Below are 15,051 nucleotides of genomic sequence, written 5' to 3'. Positions count from 1 at the left end.
GGTCTGGATTTAGTGCTCTTGTAATAAAAATTCGGCCATTTGCGCTGCTGGCATTGGCCGGCCAAACAGGTAGCCCTGGATCAGATAGCATTGGCGGCGGCTAAAAAATGCCAGCTGTTGTTCAGTTTCTACGCCCTCGGCGATGCAGTACATGCCCAGACTGTTAGCCATCGACAGCATGGCTTCAATAATGGTTTCATCGCTGCTGTCGATACCTATGTCCTGTACAAAGCTGCGGTCAATCTTGATGCCATCTATCGGCAGCTCTTTAAGGTATTTTAACGATGAGTAACCGGTGCCAAAGTCATCCAGTGCCAGCTGCACGCCCAAAAAGCTTAGCGACAACATGGTTTCTATAGCGCTTTCATGATCGCGCATCAGACCGTTTTCAGTAACTTCAAAGCGTAGGTAGCTGGCTGGGATATCGTATTTTTTCAGCAACTGGCGGGTATGTTCGGCCAGCGACAGCTGTTCAAGGTGTTGCGGCGATATGTTCACCGACAAGTAAATTAAATGGCCGTTTTTATGCCAGTGCTGCAAGTCACGTAACGCCCGCTCTAACAGCAGATTGGTCATATTAATAATTAACCGTAGCTCTTCCGCCAGGGGGATAAACTCGGCCGGCGAGATTAAGCCGTCTGCACTTTGCCAGCGTAACAGCACTTCAGCGCCAACCACTTGCCGGGTCAGGCTGTTGACAATAGGTTGATAGTAATTAATAAACTCGTCGTTTTTCAGCGCACTGCGCAGCCGGGTTTCGCGTGCCAGCCGCATATGGGCTTTTTCGTTCATTTCGGCTGTGAAAAACTGAAAATTATTCCGCCCGGCTTCTTTGGCGTGGTACATGGCGACGTCGGCATGTTTTAACAGTTCAGTGGCGTTGAGTGCATCTTCGGGGAAGACTGCTATACCAATACTGGGTGAAATGCCGACGGTATGGGTACCAAACTGCATTGGCTCACTGACAACAGTTAACATTTTACGCGCAACATGGCTGATATTGTCCTGCGCTTTATAGCCTTCCAGTAATACCACAAATTCGTCGCCACCCAGCCGGGCTACCGTGTCGCTGTCGCGTAAGGTTAACGTCAGGCGACGGGCGACTTCTTTTAACAGTAAGTCGCCAATGTCGTGGCCCAGCGAGTCATTAATTTGTTTAAACTTGTCCAGGTCGATAAAACACAGCGCCAGCGAGCGTTTATCGCGCCTGGCCTGATCAATGCCATGATAAATACGGTCCATCAGTAAGGCGCGGTTTGGCAGGCCGGTTAGCGCATCGTAATTGGCCAGATAGCGCAATTCGTCTTCGGCCAGTTTTTGCGCGGTAATATCGGTAAAAACCAGCACATAAAAGGTCGGTTGGTCTGGTTCAGCAATAGCGCTGATATTGATCAGTGTCGGGCGCTCACGGCCATCGGGAGTGATCACCAGCTCTTCACCCTGCCAGTGCTCGCCGGGTGCCATATCTCTGAGCAAGCCGGTATAAAAACGCCGCCGCACCAGACTAATACCCAGATGATGAGTACGCGGCTGGTCAAGATACAGCTCCATATTGGCAAAAGCGCTGCAAAACGATTGGTTGGCGGTCATAACGCGCTGCTGGGTATCGAGTATGACCACCCAGTCGCGGGTTTGCTGAAAGGCTTCGCCAAACAGCCGGGCTTTTTCCTGATTGGCACGGGTTTCAGTGATATTGCTGTAGGTACCAATCATCTGCAACGGCCGGTTAGCACTGTCAAGGCTGGTGGCTTTGCCCTGATCTCTGAACCAGAGCCAGTGGTCTTCACGGTGCTTTAAGCGGTAGGTACAGTCAAAGCCTTGCTGTGGATCCTGCATAAAACGCTGCCAGCGGCTGTGATAGCTGTCGACATCGTCCGGGTGAATAAGGCTGATATGCTGTTGCATGGTTAACATATTCATATTTTCGGCATAGCCGAGCATATTGTGCATGCGGACTGCAAACAGGCTGTTGTGCTGCGCTTGCCATTCAAAGGCTCCACTGTCTACCGACGCCAGTGCTTGTTTTAAGCGCTGTGCGCTTTGTTTAACTTTGTCATGTGCTGCTTTTATTTCACGCTGTTGCCGTTGCCTGAAGCGATAAAAGCGGAACACTATCAGTGACGATACCAACAGATACAACGCTATAGCCCAACCTGACAGCCAGGGCGCCGGTTTTATGGTTAACGTCAAACTGGCTACCGGGCTTTCCTCACCGGTTTCGGGTGAGACTGACACCACATTAAATTGATAACTGCCGCTGTCTAATTGCGGAAACACCACAGTGCCGCTGCGCTGCGTTGGATAGGTCAGGTCGCTGCTGCCGGTTAACCAGTAGCGATATCTGAGCTTGTGGTTGCGACTGAAGTTCATCGCGCTAAATTGCAACGTGATGCCCTGATCCTGATGTGACAAGCTAAGATGGCGGTTATTCAGCTTGGTATGCAGGGGTTTAAACTGACCGTTCAGTACGGAAATTCCGGTAATAATGACCGGGTTATCATTGCGTTGTGGTTGTAATTTATCGGCGCTGACAAAGGTCAGGCCACGCATTGAGCCATAAACCAGCTGACCGTTGTGATGGATGGCAGCGGCGCCGCTATTGTATTCGTGAGTGTCCAGGCCGTCATCCCGGCTAAACAGTTCAATTTGCAGCGTCTGCGGGTTTAACCGGCCCAGGCCCTGATGCGACGAGAACCACAGGTCGCCATTGGCCGCAGCCTGCAGATCATAGATGGCGTCGGGTACCTGTTGCTGGCCCGGCAGCAATTGGTGTTGTAGCTGCAGTGTGGTTAGATCAAACCCGAGCAAGCCGACACCGGGCATACCAAGCCACAGCCTGTTGTATTTGTCTGTCACTGCCGTATCGGTAAGCCGGTTCAGGTGCGGCTGATAATCGTTGTGGCGGTAAAGTAAACGGCTACGCTGGCTGTCGGGCTGCCATAACCATATTTCGTCGGGTTTGCTTAACAACAAACCACCGCCTGGCCCGGCCAACTGATGAAAAATCAGAGTGTTGCTGTCAATGGCAACATCTGGCAAAGCGGCTGTGATCTGACTGATCTGATAAGTGCCGGTATGGTAGCGATACACCTGGCCCTGACGAAAAAAGTACAGCTGCTGACCGTATAAAAAGTACGAGTAACTAAAATGGTCTAACAAAGTCTGGTTAGCGCTATCGTGCAGCGGCGGGGCAGACTGGGTAAGAGTTTGCTTGTCAAAATAGCGCAAACCAATGCCGGTGTGCAGCCACAAACCGTGCTCGCCTGCAGGCAAAATAAGATAAATAGCGCCCTGATGTTGTAGCGATTTAGGATCGTCAGACACAAAAAACGCCGAATTGCTGTCTGGTTGTGCTGGCAGCCGGTTTAAACCGTTGGCGGTAGCAACCCATAATACCGCACCATCCTGATACAGACTGTAGACTTTATCGCTGCTGAGCACGGCCGGATCAAGCCGCCGGCTTAACTGGCGAAAGGCTTCACTTTGCGGATGCCAGTAATACATACCGTCGTCGCGGGAGGCCAGCCAGAAACCGCCATCTTTATCGGCAACAACATCTATTATGCTGTCTTCGAATAAGCCCAGCCCGGCCTTACTAAATTGCAGTAAGGTTGTCACTTCACCGCTTTGTGGCACGTAACGCAACAAACCACGCTCGCTGGGTATTAATACTGTATCGCCTTGCCACAGCAGCTTCCAGACATTTGGCTCGGCCAGTTCAGTTTTTATGGCATAAGATCTGCCGTGCTGCAGGTAAGCTTCTACGTCGGCCAGGTTGATGCTGTATAATCCGGCCACAGTACCAACCCAGAGCCGGTCCTGATGCAGGTTTAGCACTTTAACGTGGCTGCTGTCGGCATTTTCGCTGCCGGCCGGTAAATGTGGCAGGTACTGCTGATGGCCACTTTGCGTATCGTAAACAATAATACCGTTAAATGCTGCCAGCATTACATAATGTTGCCAGACCAAGAGCCCGCGCAGCCAACCCTCAGGATGGCCCAATTCCGCTAAGCTAAAGTGTTTTACCGCCTGTCCGGTTTGGCTGGATACCTGATACAGTGTATTTCGGGTAGCGACCAAAAAACTGCTGTCGTCATACTGCACCATGGCACTGATAAAGGGGTGTAGTAAGTTTTCATCCTGCTGTTTTAATTGACTAAAAAGCTCCATCTTACCGTCCAGCTCCTGGTAACGGTAAATGTCGCCCCCGGCGGTAGCGGCAAAAATTTGTTGATTGTTGTCAAGTAACAGGCGGGTAAAGCTAACTGCATGCAAATTATGCTTGGCGGTGCCGGGCTGGGTTACCCGGGTGCCATCAAAACGGTTCAGGCCGCCGGCTGTGGCAACCCAGAGAAAACCATCCTGATCCAGCAGTACATCATAAATGCTGCCTTGTGACAGCCCCAGATCCGGGGTTAGCGGCCGCAATAATGGTGCAGCTGGCACGGAAATGCTCAGCCAGAGCAAAAAAAACGCCGCATAACGCCATAATTGTGGCAGAAAGTTCACTACATCTCCCATCCGGTAGCTTTGTTAATATTTTTGGTGCTACGCCAAGTTTGCTGAAAAACATATAACGAGAACCGTTCAGAGTCCAGCCTTGTGTTAAAAATTAGCTAAGTTAGTAACTAAGTAACCAGGTCAGTTGCAGCAGCACTATGACTGCGGCCAGCGTCAGCACGGCCAGATGGTTTTGCCGGGTTAATTTAAGCGTTCTGGTTATGTCGGCGGCGGCGGGTTCTTGTATTAGTGTTATCCGGCTGCGGCTGAGTTTTACCTCGTCATAATACACCGGCCCGCCCAGACTGCGGCGCAAAGCCGCAGCGGCACAACACAGCAAGCAGTATGGCAGGGCGCCAAAGTTTCGCCGCTGCTGTTTAATGCGCCACTCAGCTGTGCGGTATAGTCGCCAGCAACGTCTGATACCGTAATGTAATGCCAGGCTGATGCAGCTAAATAGCAGTGCCGGGGCTGACAATAACTGCACTAACAACGATACCGGCCGGCCAAAGTGGCGGCCGGCAATGGTTTTGCTATTCCACTGTTGCTGCAACACCAACAACAAGCGATAGCTGAGCGCAGCCAGACCGCCGCCGACCAAAAACCACAGCAAGGTGGCTATCACTTCACTGCTGCTGCGCAGTATTAACGACTCGCACAGCGCTTTGCTAAGCCCCATGCTGGTTAAATTATCGCGCCGGCGCAGTAGCAAAGCTGCGGCTTGCTCCCGTGCCAGCGCCAGTTGGTTACGCTGCAGTGTTTGCTGTATCTGAAGTGCAGTACTGCGTCGCTGTTGCCAGTCGAGGCAGGCAAACAACAACAGCGCATCAAACAGTTGCGGTAATTCGGAAAACTGCAGCAGACTGTAAACTAAAGCCAGTAACGGCACGGTAGCAACCAGTAGCGCCAGCGTACCGGAGATATACAGTTGTTGGCGTGGCCGGTTCGGATCCGGATTAACTTTGTGGCCCAGTGCGCGGGCGAAATAGCGGTATAAGGTTAGCGGGTGATACTCTGCAGGCAGCGGCAGCAGCACACTGGCTAACACCACCACCAGTAACAGCAGTGGGTTGAGCCAGAGTTCTTGTGGCCAGTGCAGGTTATAAAGCAACGCTGGCCAGACGGGTTAACAGCTGCTGTACCATGGCAGAGCTGTGCTTTGACGCTACCTCAAGATACGCCTCAAATGATTGCGGCGACTCTTTACCGGCGATATCGCTCAGGCTGCGGATCACCACGAAAGGTGTCTTTAACATAAAGCAAACCTGGGCAATGGCGGCGCCTTCCATTTCAACCGCTAACATTGTCGGAAACTGTTGGCGGATCACAGCAATACGGGCCGGATCGCAAATAAAGCTGTCGCCGGTGGCTATTAAGCCCTTCTTGGTTTTGCAGTAACCCAGCGCCTGAATACTTTGTTCGGCTGCAGCCACCAGTGCCGGGTGTGCGCTAAACGCGGCCGGCATTTGTGGCACCTGGCCGATTTCATAACCGAATGCGGTGACATCGACATCATGGTGGCGCACCTCGGTGCTGATCACCACATCACCCACTTCCAGCTCCGGGTCAAAACCACCGGCCGAGCCGGTGTTGATAATAGCATCAGGTTTAAACTGCTGAATAAGTAATGCTGTGGCCAGGGCGGAAGCCACCTTGCCGATACCAGATTGCACCAGCACCACTGACATACCTGACAGCTTGCCGCTGTAGAAGGTGTAGCCACCCAGTTCTGTGGTGCTGACATCATTGATTTGCTGGCGCAACAGCGCCACTTCTGGCTCCATGGCGCCGATAATACCGATTAATTGCATGCGGATACTCTGTACTGACAACAAAGCCGTCAGTATAAAACGCTGCGACAGGAAAATCCCGTTTTTATTGCGCCAGTGCTATGCTGCCTGCCGGCTGATCAGACGTCAGCTTGCCTTGCTGATAGTCGCTGATGGCTTGCTCAATCTCCGCTACGCTGTTCATCACAAAGGGACCGTATTGCACTACGGGCTCGGCAATAGCGGCAGCCGCCAGTACCAGTAAGCGACAAGGCTGTAAAGCGTGCAGGGTCAGGCTGTTGCCGTGGGTTAATACCGCGGCATGATGTTCTGGCACTGTTCGGATATCGGCGTCATCCACTACCTGAACTGCAGCGCTATAAGGATACACCAGCGCATTATGGGTTGGTGGCAATTGCAATGTCAGCGTTTGGCCAGCATGCAGGCTGATATCGTAGTAGTGCGGATCGGTACTCAGGCCCTGGATGGGGCCGCCCAGTTCCAGGTCAGCTGTACGCAACATACCGGCAATCACTTTGATGCTGCCTTGTTCCAGCTGCTGCAGCGGAATATGCTCCGGCGCGATATCGACATAAGCGGCCGGTTTCATTTTCTCCGCTGCGGGCAAATTAAGCCATAACTGAAACCCCTGCATCAGGCCTTGCTCTTGTTGTGGCATTTCTGAGTGGATAATGCCGCGGCCGGCTGTCATCCACTGTACGCCGCCCGTTTTTAAATGCCCTTTGTTGCCCAAATGATCTTCGTGCAGCATATGGCCTTCCAGCATATAGGTTACGGTTTCAAAACCGCGATGCGGGTGCGGCGGAAAGCCTTTAATGTAGTCATCGGCTTTATCAGAACCAAAAAAATCCAGCATTAAAAACGGATCCAGCCGGGTATGCTGGTTTTGTCCCAGGCTACGGCGGATACTGACGCCGGCACCATCAGAGGTGCTTACTGAGGGAATTAAGCGTTGTACATTGCGTGCGGTCATACAGGCCTCCATTAAGCTTTTGCTTATTAAATGTCAGAAGCAATGGCAAGAAAAGGGCGAAATTTGCTACTAAACAACACATAAAATCGAATGGTTAGCTGTCGTTTCAGTTCAGCCGCAGTTAAGACGTGGCAGCTAAGCTGGCCACATCTTTTTAGCATAAAGCCGGCCCGGCGCAATAGTGCAGGCCGACAAGGAGTAGCTCTGATGAAAAAATCTGTTTTAACCTTAACCACCATAGCACTGGCGTTTGCTGCCGGAGCTCAGGCTAATGTGCGTTGGGACTATGTCGGCGCGGGCTATACCGATGCTGCCGGCGATGGCCCTTACATTGAAGGCTCTTACCGGCTGGATGGTAACTGGGTGGTAGATGGCTCTTTTGCCCGTTTGTCTGACGGACCTTTCGACGTCAATTTGCTGCGCGGCGGAGTAAAATATCTGACTGGTTTTAAACTGGATTTCTCGCCAGTAACACAGACGTATATTCTGGCTGGTTTTGAGCATGCATCAGCCGATGCTGACGACAGCGGTGGCTATGCCGGTTTAGGTGTGCGCCATCCATTGACACCGCAGGTAGAATTGTATTCAGAGGCTAGTTATCATTCTATCGGCGATGATCACGGCAGTTTCTCTGGCGGTATTGCGTATTACCTCAGCCCGGATTGGGCCATCCGCAGTAATATTGCGTTAAACAGCGGCGACACCAAAAACGAATTCCGCTTCGGTGTCAGCTATCAGTTCTAAGCTGTTGAACAACGATCTCAGAACAGCGCCTGTTGGCGCTGTTCGTGTTGTAGCAACCAGGCTTTTTTATCCAGGCCCCCGGCATAGCCGGTTAAAGTGCCATTAGCGCCAATTACCCGATGGCAAGGCACCACTATGGCAATAGGGTTACGGCCGTTAGCGGCGCCAACCGCGCGTACAGCTTTGTTATTGCCAATACGCCCGGCGATGTCGGCATAACTGCAGGTCGCGCCAAAGGGCAGGGCAGACAACGCCTGCCACACCTGCTGCTGAAATGGCGTGCCGCAGGCGGCCAGGGGTAAATTAAATTGCCGCAGGCTGCCGTTAAAATAGGCCTGCAGCTGCTGCGCTGCCAGTTCTGTTAACGGGGATGGGGCATTTTCACCTGGCGTATCGCCAAACAAAATTTCACTGATACCAAAAGGCGAGGCACTGATTTTGATTGCTCCTAATGGACTATCGATAAACTGCACAAACATTTTAGCCTCCTAAACTAAACCATAACTGAAAAGTGGCGTAACTGCGCCATGGCGACAAACTGTCGATATTGGCGCTGGTTCCGGCTTTGGCTAATGCTTTTTGCACGCCTAAATCTCCGCCAAGCCAGATATCGCTGTCGGATAAGCCGCGCAAACAGGCATAGTTAACTGTCCAGGGGCCAATACCTTTAATTGCCAGCCAATGTTGTGGCGGTGCATCAGGCTGCGCCATGACATATTGTGCCAATGCCGTTAACGTCGCCCGTCTGGCCTGTGGCACTTTGATCATTTGTAAATCACTTTGCGCCACCGCCTGCGGGGTGGGAAATAAACGTTTATGCTCTGACAGCGGCTGGCCTAACGCCTGTACCAGACGGTTTAGCTGAGTTCGGGCTCCGGCGACACTGACTTGCTGGCCCAGTATGGCCCGGACACCTGCTTCCCAGGCATTCCAAACGCCGGGAATACGCAAGCCACTGACAATACCGGCGTTAAACAGCGGATGGGCGCTCAACTGCTGTTCAATCTGCAGCATATTGGCGTCCAGATCCAACAAACGCCGCAAATGACGAATCAGGCTGAACAAGCCTTGTTTAGCCGGCCAGTGCAATTGCAGCGTTAAATTATTATCCGCCGCCGGTGCTACTTCAAACCAGCCATCTTGCTGCATAAAGCTAAAACTGCGGCCATAACGTTGCCCGTTTACCCAGTCGATGCCGTCCAGCGTACGGGCGCGCCAAAAGTCCAGCATTTGCGTCCAGGCCAGTGGCGGGCGGTAACTCAGTGTTAGCTGCAACATAGCGCCGCTGTCTTTAGGGTGGCGGCGTATATCACCGGGGCACAGTTTAAGCTGTTGTTTAAACGCATCATTAAAGCGTCGTACACTGTTAAAACCGGCATGAAACGCAATGCTGCTAATGGGCAAGCGGGTTTCGTGCAGCAGCTTTTTGGCAAACAACACTTGTTGTGCTAACGCATACTGTTTTGGTGCTAAGCCCAGTTGTTGCTGAAATAATTTACGTAAATAGCGCTCGCTGATACCCAGCCGGCTGGCCAGTTCAGCCTGTGTTTGCTGTTGTAACACGCCATCGTCTATCAGTCTCAATGCGCGCTGTACTGTGGTATCTGTGCCTTGCCAGGCGGCTGAACCAGGAGCACTGTCCGGCCGGCAGCGCAAACAGGGCCGGTAGCCGGCGGCGCTGGCTTCGGCTGCAGACTGGTAATAGCTTACTTGCTGCTCAGCTGGCGGCCGGGCCGGACAAATGGGCCGGCAATAGATGCCGGTGCTTTTTACGGCGGTAAAAAATAAGCCGTCAAAGCGGGCATCGCGGGCCAGCCGCGCTTGCTGGCAGGTTTCTGCATTAATCATTTCGTGCTCCGCTAGCTTGGTATGGCCAGAGTATATCAGCGCACAGCGGCACAATTAGCCGGATCCGGCACTGAATAACAAATTTGTCATGGCCGACCTTGGTCTTATTGCGTCATCAGGCCGGCAGGGCGTAGTATTAAAGCATTCATACAAGGTAGTTAAATGGTCACAAGCCGGAGTTATTATGTTGGAGCAGTTTTTTATTCAGTTAAGTACTGAGCCCGAAACCATCAGTTTTGAGCAAAGCATCGCGCTGATTGATGCGCTTTATCAGTTTAGCCCCAGCGCATTTCACAATGGCGAATTATACAATGCTGCCGGTGAAAACTCTGGATCCTGTAAAATACTGGCGTTTGGTTTATTACATCAGTTATCGGCGCCGCAAACTTTGTTTTTATTCGGTGACTATTATCGAATGGTGCTGGATAACCCCAAAGGCACAGATCATCAGAATATCCGTAATTTTATCCGCTCCGGCTGGGATGGTGTCAGCTTTGAACAGCCGGCACTGACGGCTAAACCGCTTTAAAGTCTGTTAGCTTAGCGCTGCCAACGCAGCTTGCATGCTGCTTATCCTGCCTTACTTTGCACTGCTGCTGCCCTGTGTTATTTTGATGCCTGCTTAAATGTCGTAATAATCTTAATTCAGGGCGTCCTATGCAAGAAAGCAGTGTACTGATCACCAATGATGCGGTGGTGCTGGGGTTAATGGCCATCATTCTTGGTGCCGTATTTTACACCAGCCACAGCGACAACCCGTTTTTCAAAAAGTTTTACACCTATGTGCCAGCCTTGCTGCTGTGTTATTTCATTCCTTCTCTGTTTAATACCTTTGGTGTTATCGACGGCGAAGGCTCGTCGCTGTATAAAATGGCGTCGCGTTATTTGCTGCCGGCAAGTTTGGTGTTACTGACGCTAAGTGTGGATTTTAAAGCCATATTAGGCCTTGGCCCCAAGGCGTTGATTATGTTTTTAACCGGTACCGCCGGTATTGTTATCGGTGGCCCGATAGCATTGGTCAGCATGGGCTATTTTTTTCCCGAACAGCTCGGCGGCGATGTCTGGCGCGGTATGACCACTATTGCCGGTAGCTGGATTGGCGGCGGTGCCAACCAGGCGGCAATGAAAGAAGTGTTTAATGTCGATGGCAGTATTTTTTCAGTCATGATTACCGTCGATGTGCTGGTGGCCAACGTCTGGATGGCGGTACTGCTGTTTATTGCCAGCCGCGCTGAGTTTTTCGATCGCAAAAATGGCGCCGATACCCGTGGTATTGTCAATTTACGGCAAAAAATGGAGCAGTACGAAGCGGAAAACGCCCGTATCCCCAAGTTAAATGACATTATGCTGATTGTGGCAGTGGCCTTTGGTGTCACCGGGTTTTCGCATCTGCTGGCGGATATTGTTGCGCCCTGGATTGCGCAGGTTGCCCCACAGCTAGCGATGTACAGCTTAACCAGCACCTTTTTCTGGCTGGTGGTCACCGCGACGACGATAGGTTTATTTTTGTCGACCACCAAAGTACGTAAACTTGAAGCCGTAGGCGCGTCCAAAGTGGGCTCGGCGTTTTTGTATATCTTAGTTGCAACTATTGGTATGCATATGGATGTGACTGCGATTCTTGATTATCCGCTGATGTTTTTAGTCGGTATCGTCTGGATGCTGATACACGCCGGATTATTGTTAGTGGTAGCGAAACTGATTAAAGCGCCAATGTTTTATATGGCAGTAGGCAGCCAGGCTAATGTCGGTGGTGCAGCGTCAGCACCTGTAGTGGCGGCGGCGTTTCATCCGTCTCTGGCACCGGTTGGTGTGTTGTTGGCGGTGCTCGGCTATGGTTTAGGTACTTATGGTGCCTATATTTGCGGCTTAATTTTACAGCAGGTTGCACCTTAAACTGTCGGACAAGGAGTGGGTGATATGAATGGATTTAAGACAGAATCGCGTCACTATGTGCTGATAGGGGCTTTATTGCTGGCGCTGTATGCCAGCTACTTGCTGGTGGCGCCTTATGTCGGCGCCATAGTGCTGGCATTTGTGCTGTCGCTGCTGTGTTTTCCGGTGCATCAGTTTATTGAACAAAAGATGCCGGGCCGGCCAAATTTGGTGGCGAGCATTTCCTGTTTGTTGCTGGTAGTGGTGATCCTGGTGCCGGTATCGCTGGTGTTTATGGCGATAGTGCAGCAGGGCATCGCCTTTACCAAACAAAGTTATATCTGGTTAAACAATGGCGGTGCTGAACAACTGATCCAGCATCCGTTATTGCAAACTGCACTGGAAAAAGTCAACCAGGTGCTGCCTTCAGCCGAGATCAGCGGTCAGAGTCTGGTACAGCAACTGACAGAATTTGCTGCCGGTTTTGGCAAAGAATTGCTGAATTTAAGTACTAAGGTTGTTGGCGATGTCACCGGCCTGGTATTCAGCTTTATCTTAATGCTGTTTATTCTGTTTTTCTTACTGCGCGATCATGAAAAAGTGGTCAATACGCTGCACTGGGTGCTGCCCTTGTCACGTTCACAGGAAGAAGCGCTGCTGGATGAAGCGAAAAAAGTGGCGCGCTCTGCGGTGATGGGCTCGTTTTTAACTGCACTTGCCCAGGGCATTGTAGGTGGTATTGCGATGGCGATTGTCGGTTTACCGGGCTTGTTCTGGGGCACCATGATGGCATTTGCGTCTTTTATCCCGGTAGTAGGCACGGCGTTAATCTGGGTTCCGGCCAGCTTGTATTTACTGTTGATTGGTGACTGGCCCTGGGCGCTGTTTATGGCACTGTGGGGCGCGATAGTGGTTGGCTCTATCGATAACTTCCTGCGGCCGTTATTAATGCAGGGCAGCGCAGGCATGAATACGCTGCTGATTTTTCTGTCGTTAATTGGTGGTATTCAGTTATTTGGCTTAATTGGTGTGATTTACGGCCCGATTATTTTTGCCCTGACGCTGGTGCTGTTAAAGCTGTACACCATTGAATTTCAGGACTTTTTAGAAAAGCAGGATAAAAGCTAATCCAAAGCTCGCTTTGAAAACGAGGTAAGAACCGGTTTACCCTAAACCAACCGTTGAAGGCATGGATGCCTGAATCGAGCCTACATGGACGTATTCACGGCGTGTTGGTGTGGGTAAGCCGGTTCTTGCGTTAATTCATGACAGAGCTAAACCACCAAATCAATTTGCTGCACCAGTACCGGCTTGGCGTCGTCAGTAAACGCCAGGCCGCTGCGCTGAATTTCGCCGGTTTTTTGCTGCTGTTTATCCAGCAGTGGCATTGGCGTGGCGGCAGAACTCACCGAAAACGCGCCCAGTTTGGCGTCAGTCATGCTAAGCAGCTGCTGTTTTGGCCGCCATAAATACAGGTACTGCCAGATATCATCGCCCGGATCGATAAAACCATTGCCATTGTCATCAAACTCAGCCAGCTCAGCAAAACCCTGGCCGCTTTGGGGGCCAAACAGCTCAGTACCGTTGTTTACCTGTTTATCGTTGTTGCGATCGTAGGCCAGATAAAACTGCTGTGCCGCCAGTTGTGGCAGCTGCACGCTGCTGCCATTGCTAAGCAAATCAAACTCAGTGTGGCTGTCGGTCAGTTGCGCCGGCTGGTTGTCCAGGCTAACAATTAACGGGTCCTGCAGCGGCTGCTCGGTGTAGCTGTAGCGGGCCCAGCTTACCTGCATGCTAAATTCAAAGGCAAAGTTGATACTGCTGCCATCCTGCATTTGCAACTGGCCGCTAAAGCTGGCCTGCACTGCCTGATAACCCAGTTCCCACTCGGTGGTTGCCAACCGTTGCCCCGCCGTACTTTGTTGCTGGCTTGCACTGATAAACAGGCTTTCACTGCTAAAGCTGGCGGCAAAAGTGGCGCTTTCAACTGAGCTGTTGATACGACTGTTGCTGTGCCCGGGTGGGGTAGCGTTGGCTGGGAGTTGCCAATCACTGTGATGCTGGCCCAGTTTTGCCAGCAGGTGTTTTACCATGCCGAAGGTTTGATAGGCATTAAACAGGGTGCCATCGTCGGCAGTAAAGTCGTCTTCGGTCAAGGCTGCACTCTGCGCTGGCGCGGGTACAACTGGCGTTTGGCTGGGCTCGTTGCTTATTAACTGCTGTTTGCGACCATAAGCAAGCTGTTTTTGTTCGGCAACCGCAAACTGTTGCGAAGCAGATGTAATATTCATCTTAGGCTCCACAAAGGTATTTCAGTTAAACGGTTATCGGTAAGGTTTGATTAAAACTTGAGCACTTTTTTCGGCCGGGCCATTAACACGTTGATCCGGCTGAAATTAAAGTTTTATTAATTGTCAGCGTTGAGGCTAAATTGATAACTGTGACGCTGAAGCGGCGTGGCAATACCGGTTTGGTAGGTATCTACCTGCATTATGCCATCGTTGCTTAGGCTAAACAGGCGGAACATAGCAGTATGCTGGGTTTCATCCGGAATTTTAGTGCGCTCCAGGGCCGGTATATGCAGATAATGCACCTTGCCCAGCTGTTTTGAATGTACAACGCGGTCCATATCCATATGTAAATCGCCGGATATCACCGCAGCCAGATTAGGTTGTGCAATCACATCGGCAAAGCCCGGATGGCTAATACCTTTGTCAGCGTTTTCCGGATAAACGCCGGTTTGGGCGCCATGCACAATTAACAGTACCGGTTTGGGCGCTAACTGAGTCAGCTGACTCAGCATCCAGGCGATACCGCTGTCATTAAAGTCGCGGCCATGATCGGGTGAGGCAAATACCAGTGCTACCGTATCAAACTCCAGCACATAGCTGGGAGCATCCAGCATTATTTTACCGGCGTTCCAGCTATTGGCGTACTGCATAAAGCGCTCAACGGTACTGCCGTGTTCTTCATTTCCCATAATTGGATAGAACGGCAGCGTTAGTTGCTGCAATACCGGCGTGACATTGTCGTATTGCACTAAAGCGCCTTTGTGGGCAATGTCACCAACGCCGACAACGAAATCCAGCTTGGTTTGTGTTGCCAGACGATTGACATCGGCCACTGCTGCAGCCAGATGCGGAAACTGGGGCTCAGGTTTGGGCTCGGCATCGCCCAGCACAGCAAAGCGCAGCACTACTTTGTCGGGTGATGTTTTCGATTGTGCGGTTTTCGCCGGCTCAGCCGGTGAGCATGCGGCCAGCGCAATGCTAAGTAGCAGCGTCAGGCTGACAGGGATAATCAGTTTCATCAGGTGTCCTT

At 51.5% G+C, this 15,051-nt stretch carries 12 protein-coding genes; 4 read left to right on the top strand and 8 right to left on the bottom strand.

Translation table 11 applies throughout. From position 1 onward, the window contains the following. Positions 1 to 9: 9 nt before the first annotated feature. The 4 genes from MN202_RS05755 to MN202_RS05740 form a co-directional block, all read right to left on the bottom strand. Positions 10 to 4,509 (bottom strand): EAL domain-containing protein, encoded by a 4,500-nt coding sequence (locus MN202_RS05755; protein ID WP_335735141.1) that lies wholly within the window; start codon positions 4,507 to 4,509, stop codon positions 10 to 12. 112 nt (positions 4,510 to 4,621) lie between these two features. Continuing rightward, complete coding sequence (locus MN202_RS05750; RefSeq protein ID WP_335735140.1) at positions 4,622 to 5,611, bottom strand: cobalamin biosynthesis protein CobD/CbiB; 990 nt, start codon at positions 5,609 to 5,611, stop codon at positions 4,622 to 4,624. Beyond that, entirely contained in the window at positions 5,601 to 6,311 is a 711-nt protein-coding gene (mtnN, locus tag MN202_RS05745) for a 5'-methylthioadenosine/S-adenosylhomocysteine nucleosidase (RefSeq protein ID WP_335735139.1), read from the bottom strand. The genes MN202_RS05750 and mtnN overlap by 11 nt, the downstream gene beginning before the upstream one ends. Positions 6,312 to 6,375: 64 nt before the next feature. Beyond that, positions 6,376 to 7,263, bottom strand: a complete 888-nt coding sequence (locus MN202_RS05740; RefSeq protein WP_335735138.1) for a pirin family protein — start codon at positions 7,261 to 7,263, stop codon at positions 6,376 to 6,378. Positions 7,264 to 7,470: 207 nt separating this feature from the next. Between MN202_RS05740 and MN202_RS05735 the strand changes: the two genes are divergently transcribed. Beyond that, positions 7,471 to 8,007: an outer membrane beta-barrel protein gene (locus MN202_RS05735; protein ID WP_335735137.1), complete on the top strand. Its 537-nt coding sequence runs from the start codon at positions 7,471 to 7,473 to the stop codon at positions 8,005 to 8,007. A gap of 17 nt (positions 8,008 to 8,024) precedes the next feature. Here MN202_RS05735 and MN202_RS05730 read toward each other — a convergent pair whose 3' ends face one another. Then, entirely contained in the window at positions 8,025 to 8,486 is a 462-nt protein-coding gene (locus MN202_RS05730) for a methylated-DNA--[protein]-cysteine S-methyltransferase (RefSeq protein ID WP_335735136.1), read from the bottom strand. A gap of 1 nt (position 8,487) precedes the next feature. Continuing rightward, the gene (locus tag MN202_RS05725; protein ID WP_335735135.1) at positions 8,488 to 9,855 is read right to left on the bottom strand and encodes a DNA-3-methyladenine glycosylase 2 family protein; all 1,368 of its coding nucleotides are present in this window, start codon (positions 9,853 to 9,855) and stop codon (positions 8,488 to 8,490) included. 184 nt (positions 9,856 to 10,039) lie between these two features. Here MN202_RS05725 and MN202_RS05720 point away from each other — a divergent pair, with 184 nt between their 5' ends. From MN202_RS05720 to MN202_RS05710, 3 genes are all read left to right on the top strand, one after another. Continuing rightward, positions 10,040 to 10,384 (top strand): HopJ type III effector protein, encoded by a 345-nt coding sequence (locus MN202_RS05720; protein WP_335735134.1) that lies wholly within the window; start codon positions 10,040 to 10,042, stop codon positions 10,382 to 10,384. Between the two features lie 128 nt (positions 10,385 to 10,512). Continuing rightward, positions 10,513 to 11,751: a DUF819 family protein gene (locus tag MN202_RS05715; RefSeq protein WP_335735133.1), complete on the top strand. Its 1,239-nt coding sequence runs from the start codon at positions 10,513 to 10,515 to the stop codon at positions 11,749 to 11,751. Between the two features lie 24 nt (positions 11,752 to 11,775). Beyond that, positions 11,776 to 12,858, top strand: coding sequence for an AI-2E family transporter (locus MN202_RS05710; RefSeq protein ID WP_335735132.1), 1,083 nt, complete (start codon positions 11,776 to 11,778; stop codon positions 12,856 to 12,858). Between the two features lie 146 nt (positions 12,859 to 13,004). Here the strand turns inward: MN202_RS05710 and MN202_RS05705 are convergent, their stop codons facing one another. After that, positions 13,005 to 14,021 (bottom strand): hypothetical protein, encoded by a 1,017-nt coding sequence (locus MN202_RS05705; protein ID WP_335735131.1) that lies wholly within the window; start codon positions 14,019 to 14,021, stop codon positions 13,005 to 13,007. 116 nt (positions 14,022 to 14,137) lie between these two features. Continuing rightward, positions 14,138 to 15,040, bottom strand: a complete 903-nt coding sequence (locus MN202_RS05700) for a metallophosphoesterase family protein (protein ID WP_335735130.1) — start codon at positions 15,038 to 15,040, stop codon at positions 14,138 to 14,140. Positions 15,041 to 15,051: the final 11 nt, after the last annotated feature.

Source organism: Rheinheimera muenzenbergensis, assembly GCF_036984005.1.
Taxonomy (GTDB): domain Bacteria; phylum Pseudomonadota; class Gammaproteobacteria; order Enterobacterales; family Alteromonadaceae; genus Alishewanella; species Alishewanella muenzenbergensis.
This window is presented reverse-complemented; position numbering and strand designations above follow the sequence as displayed.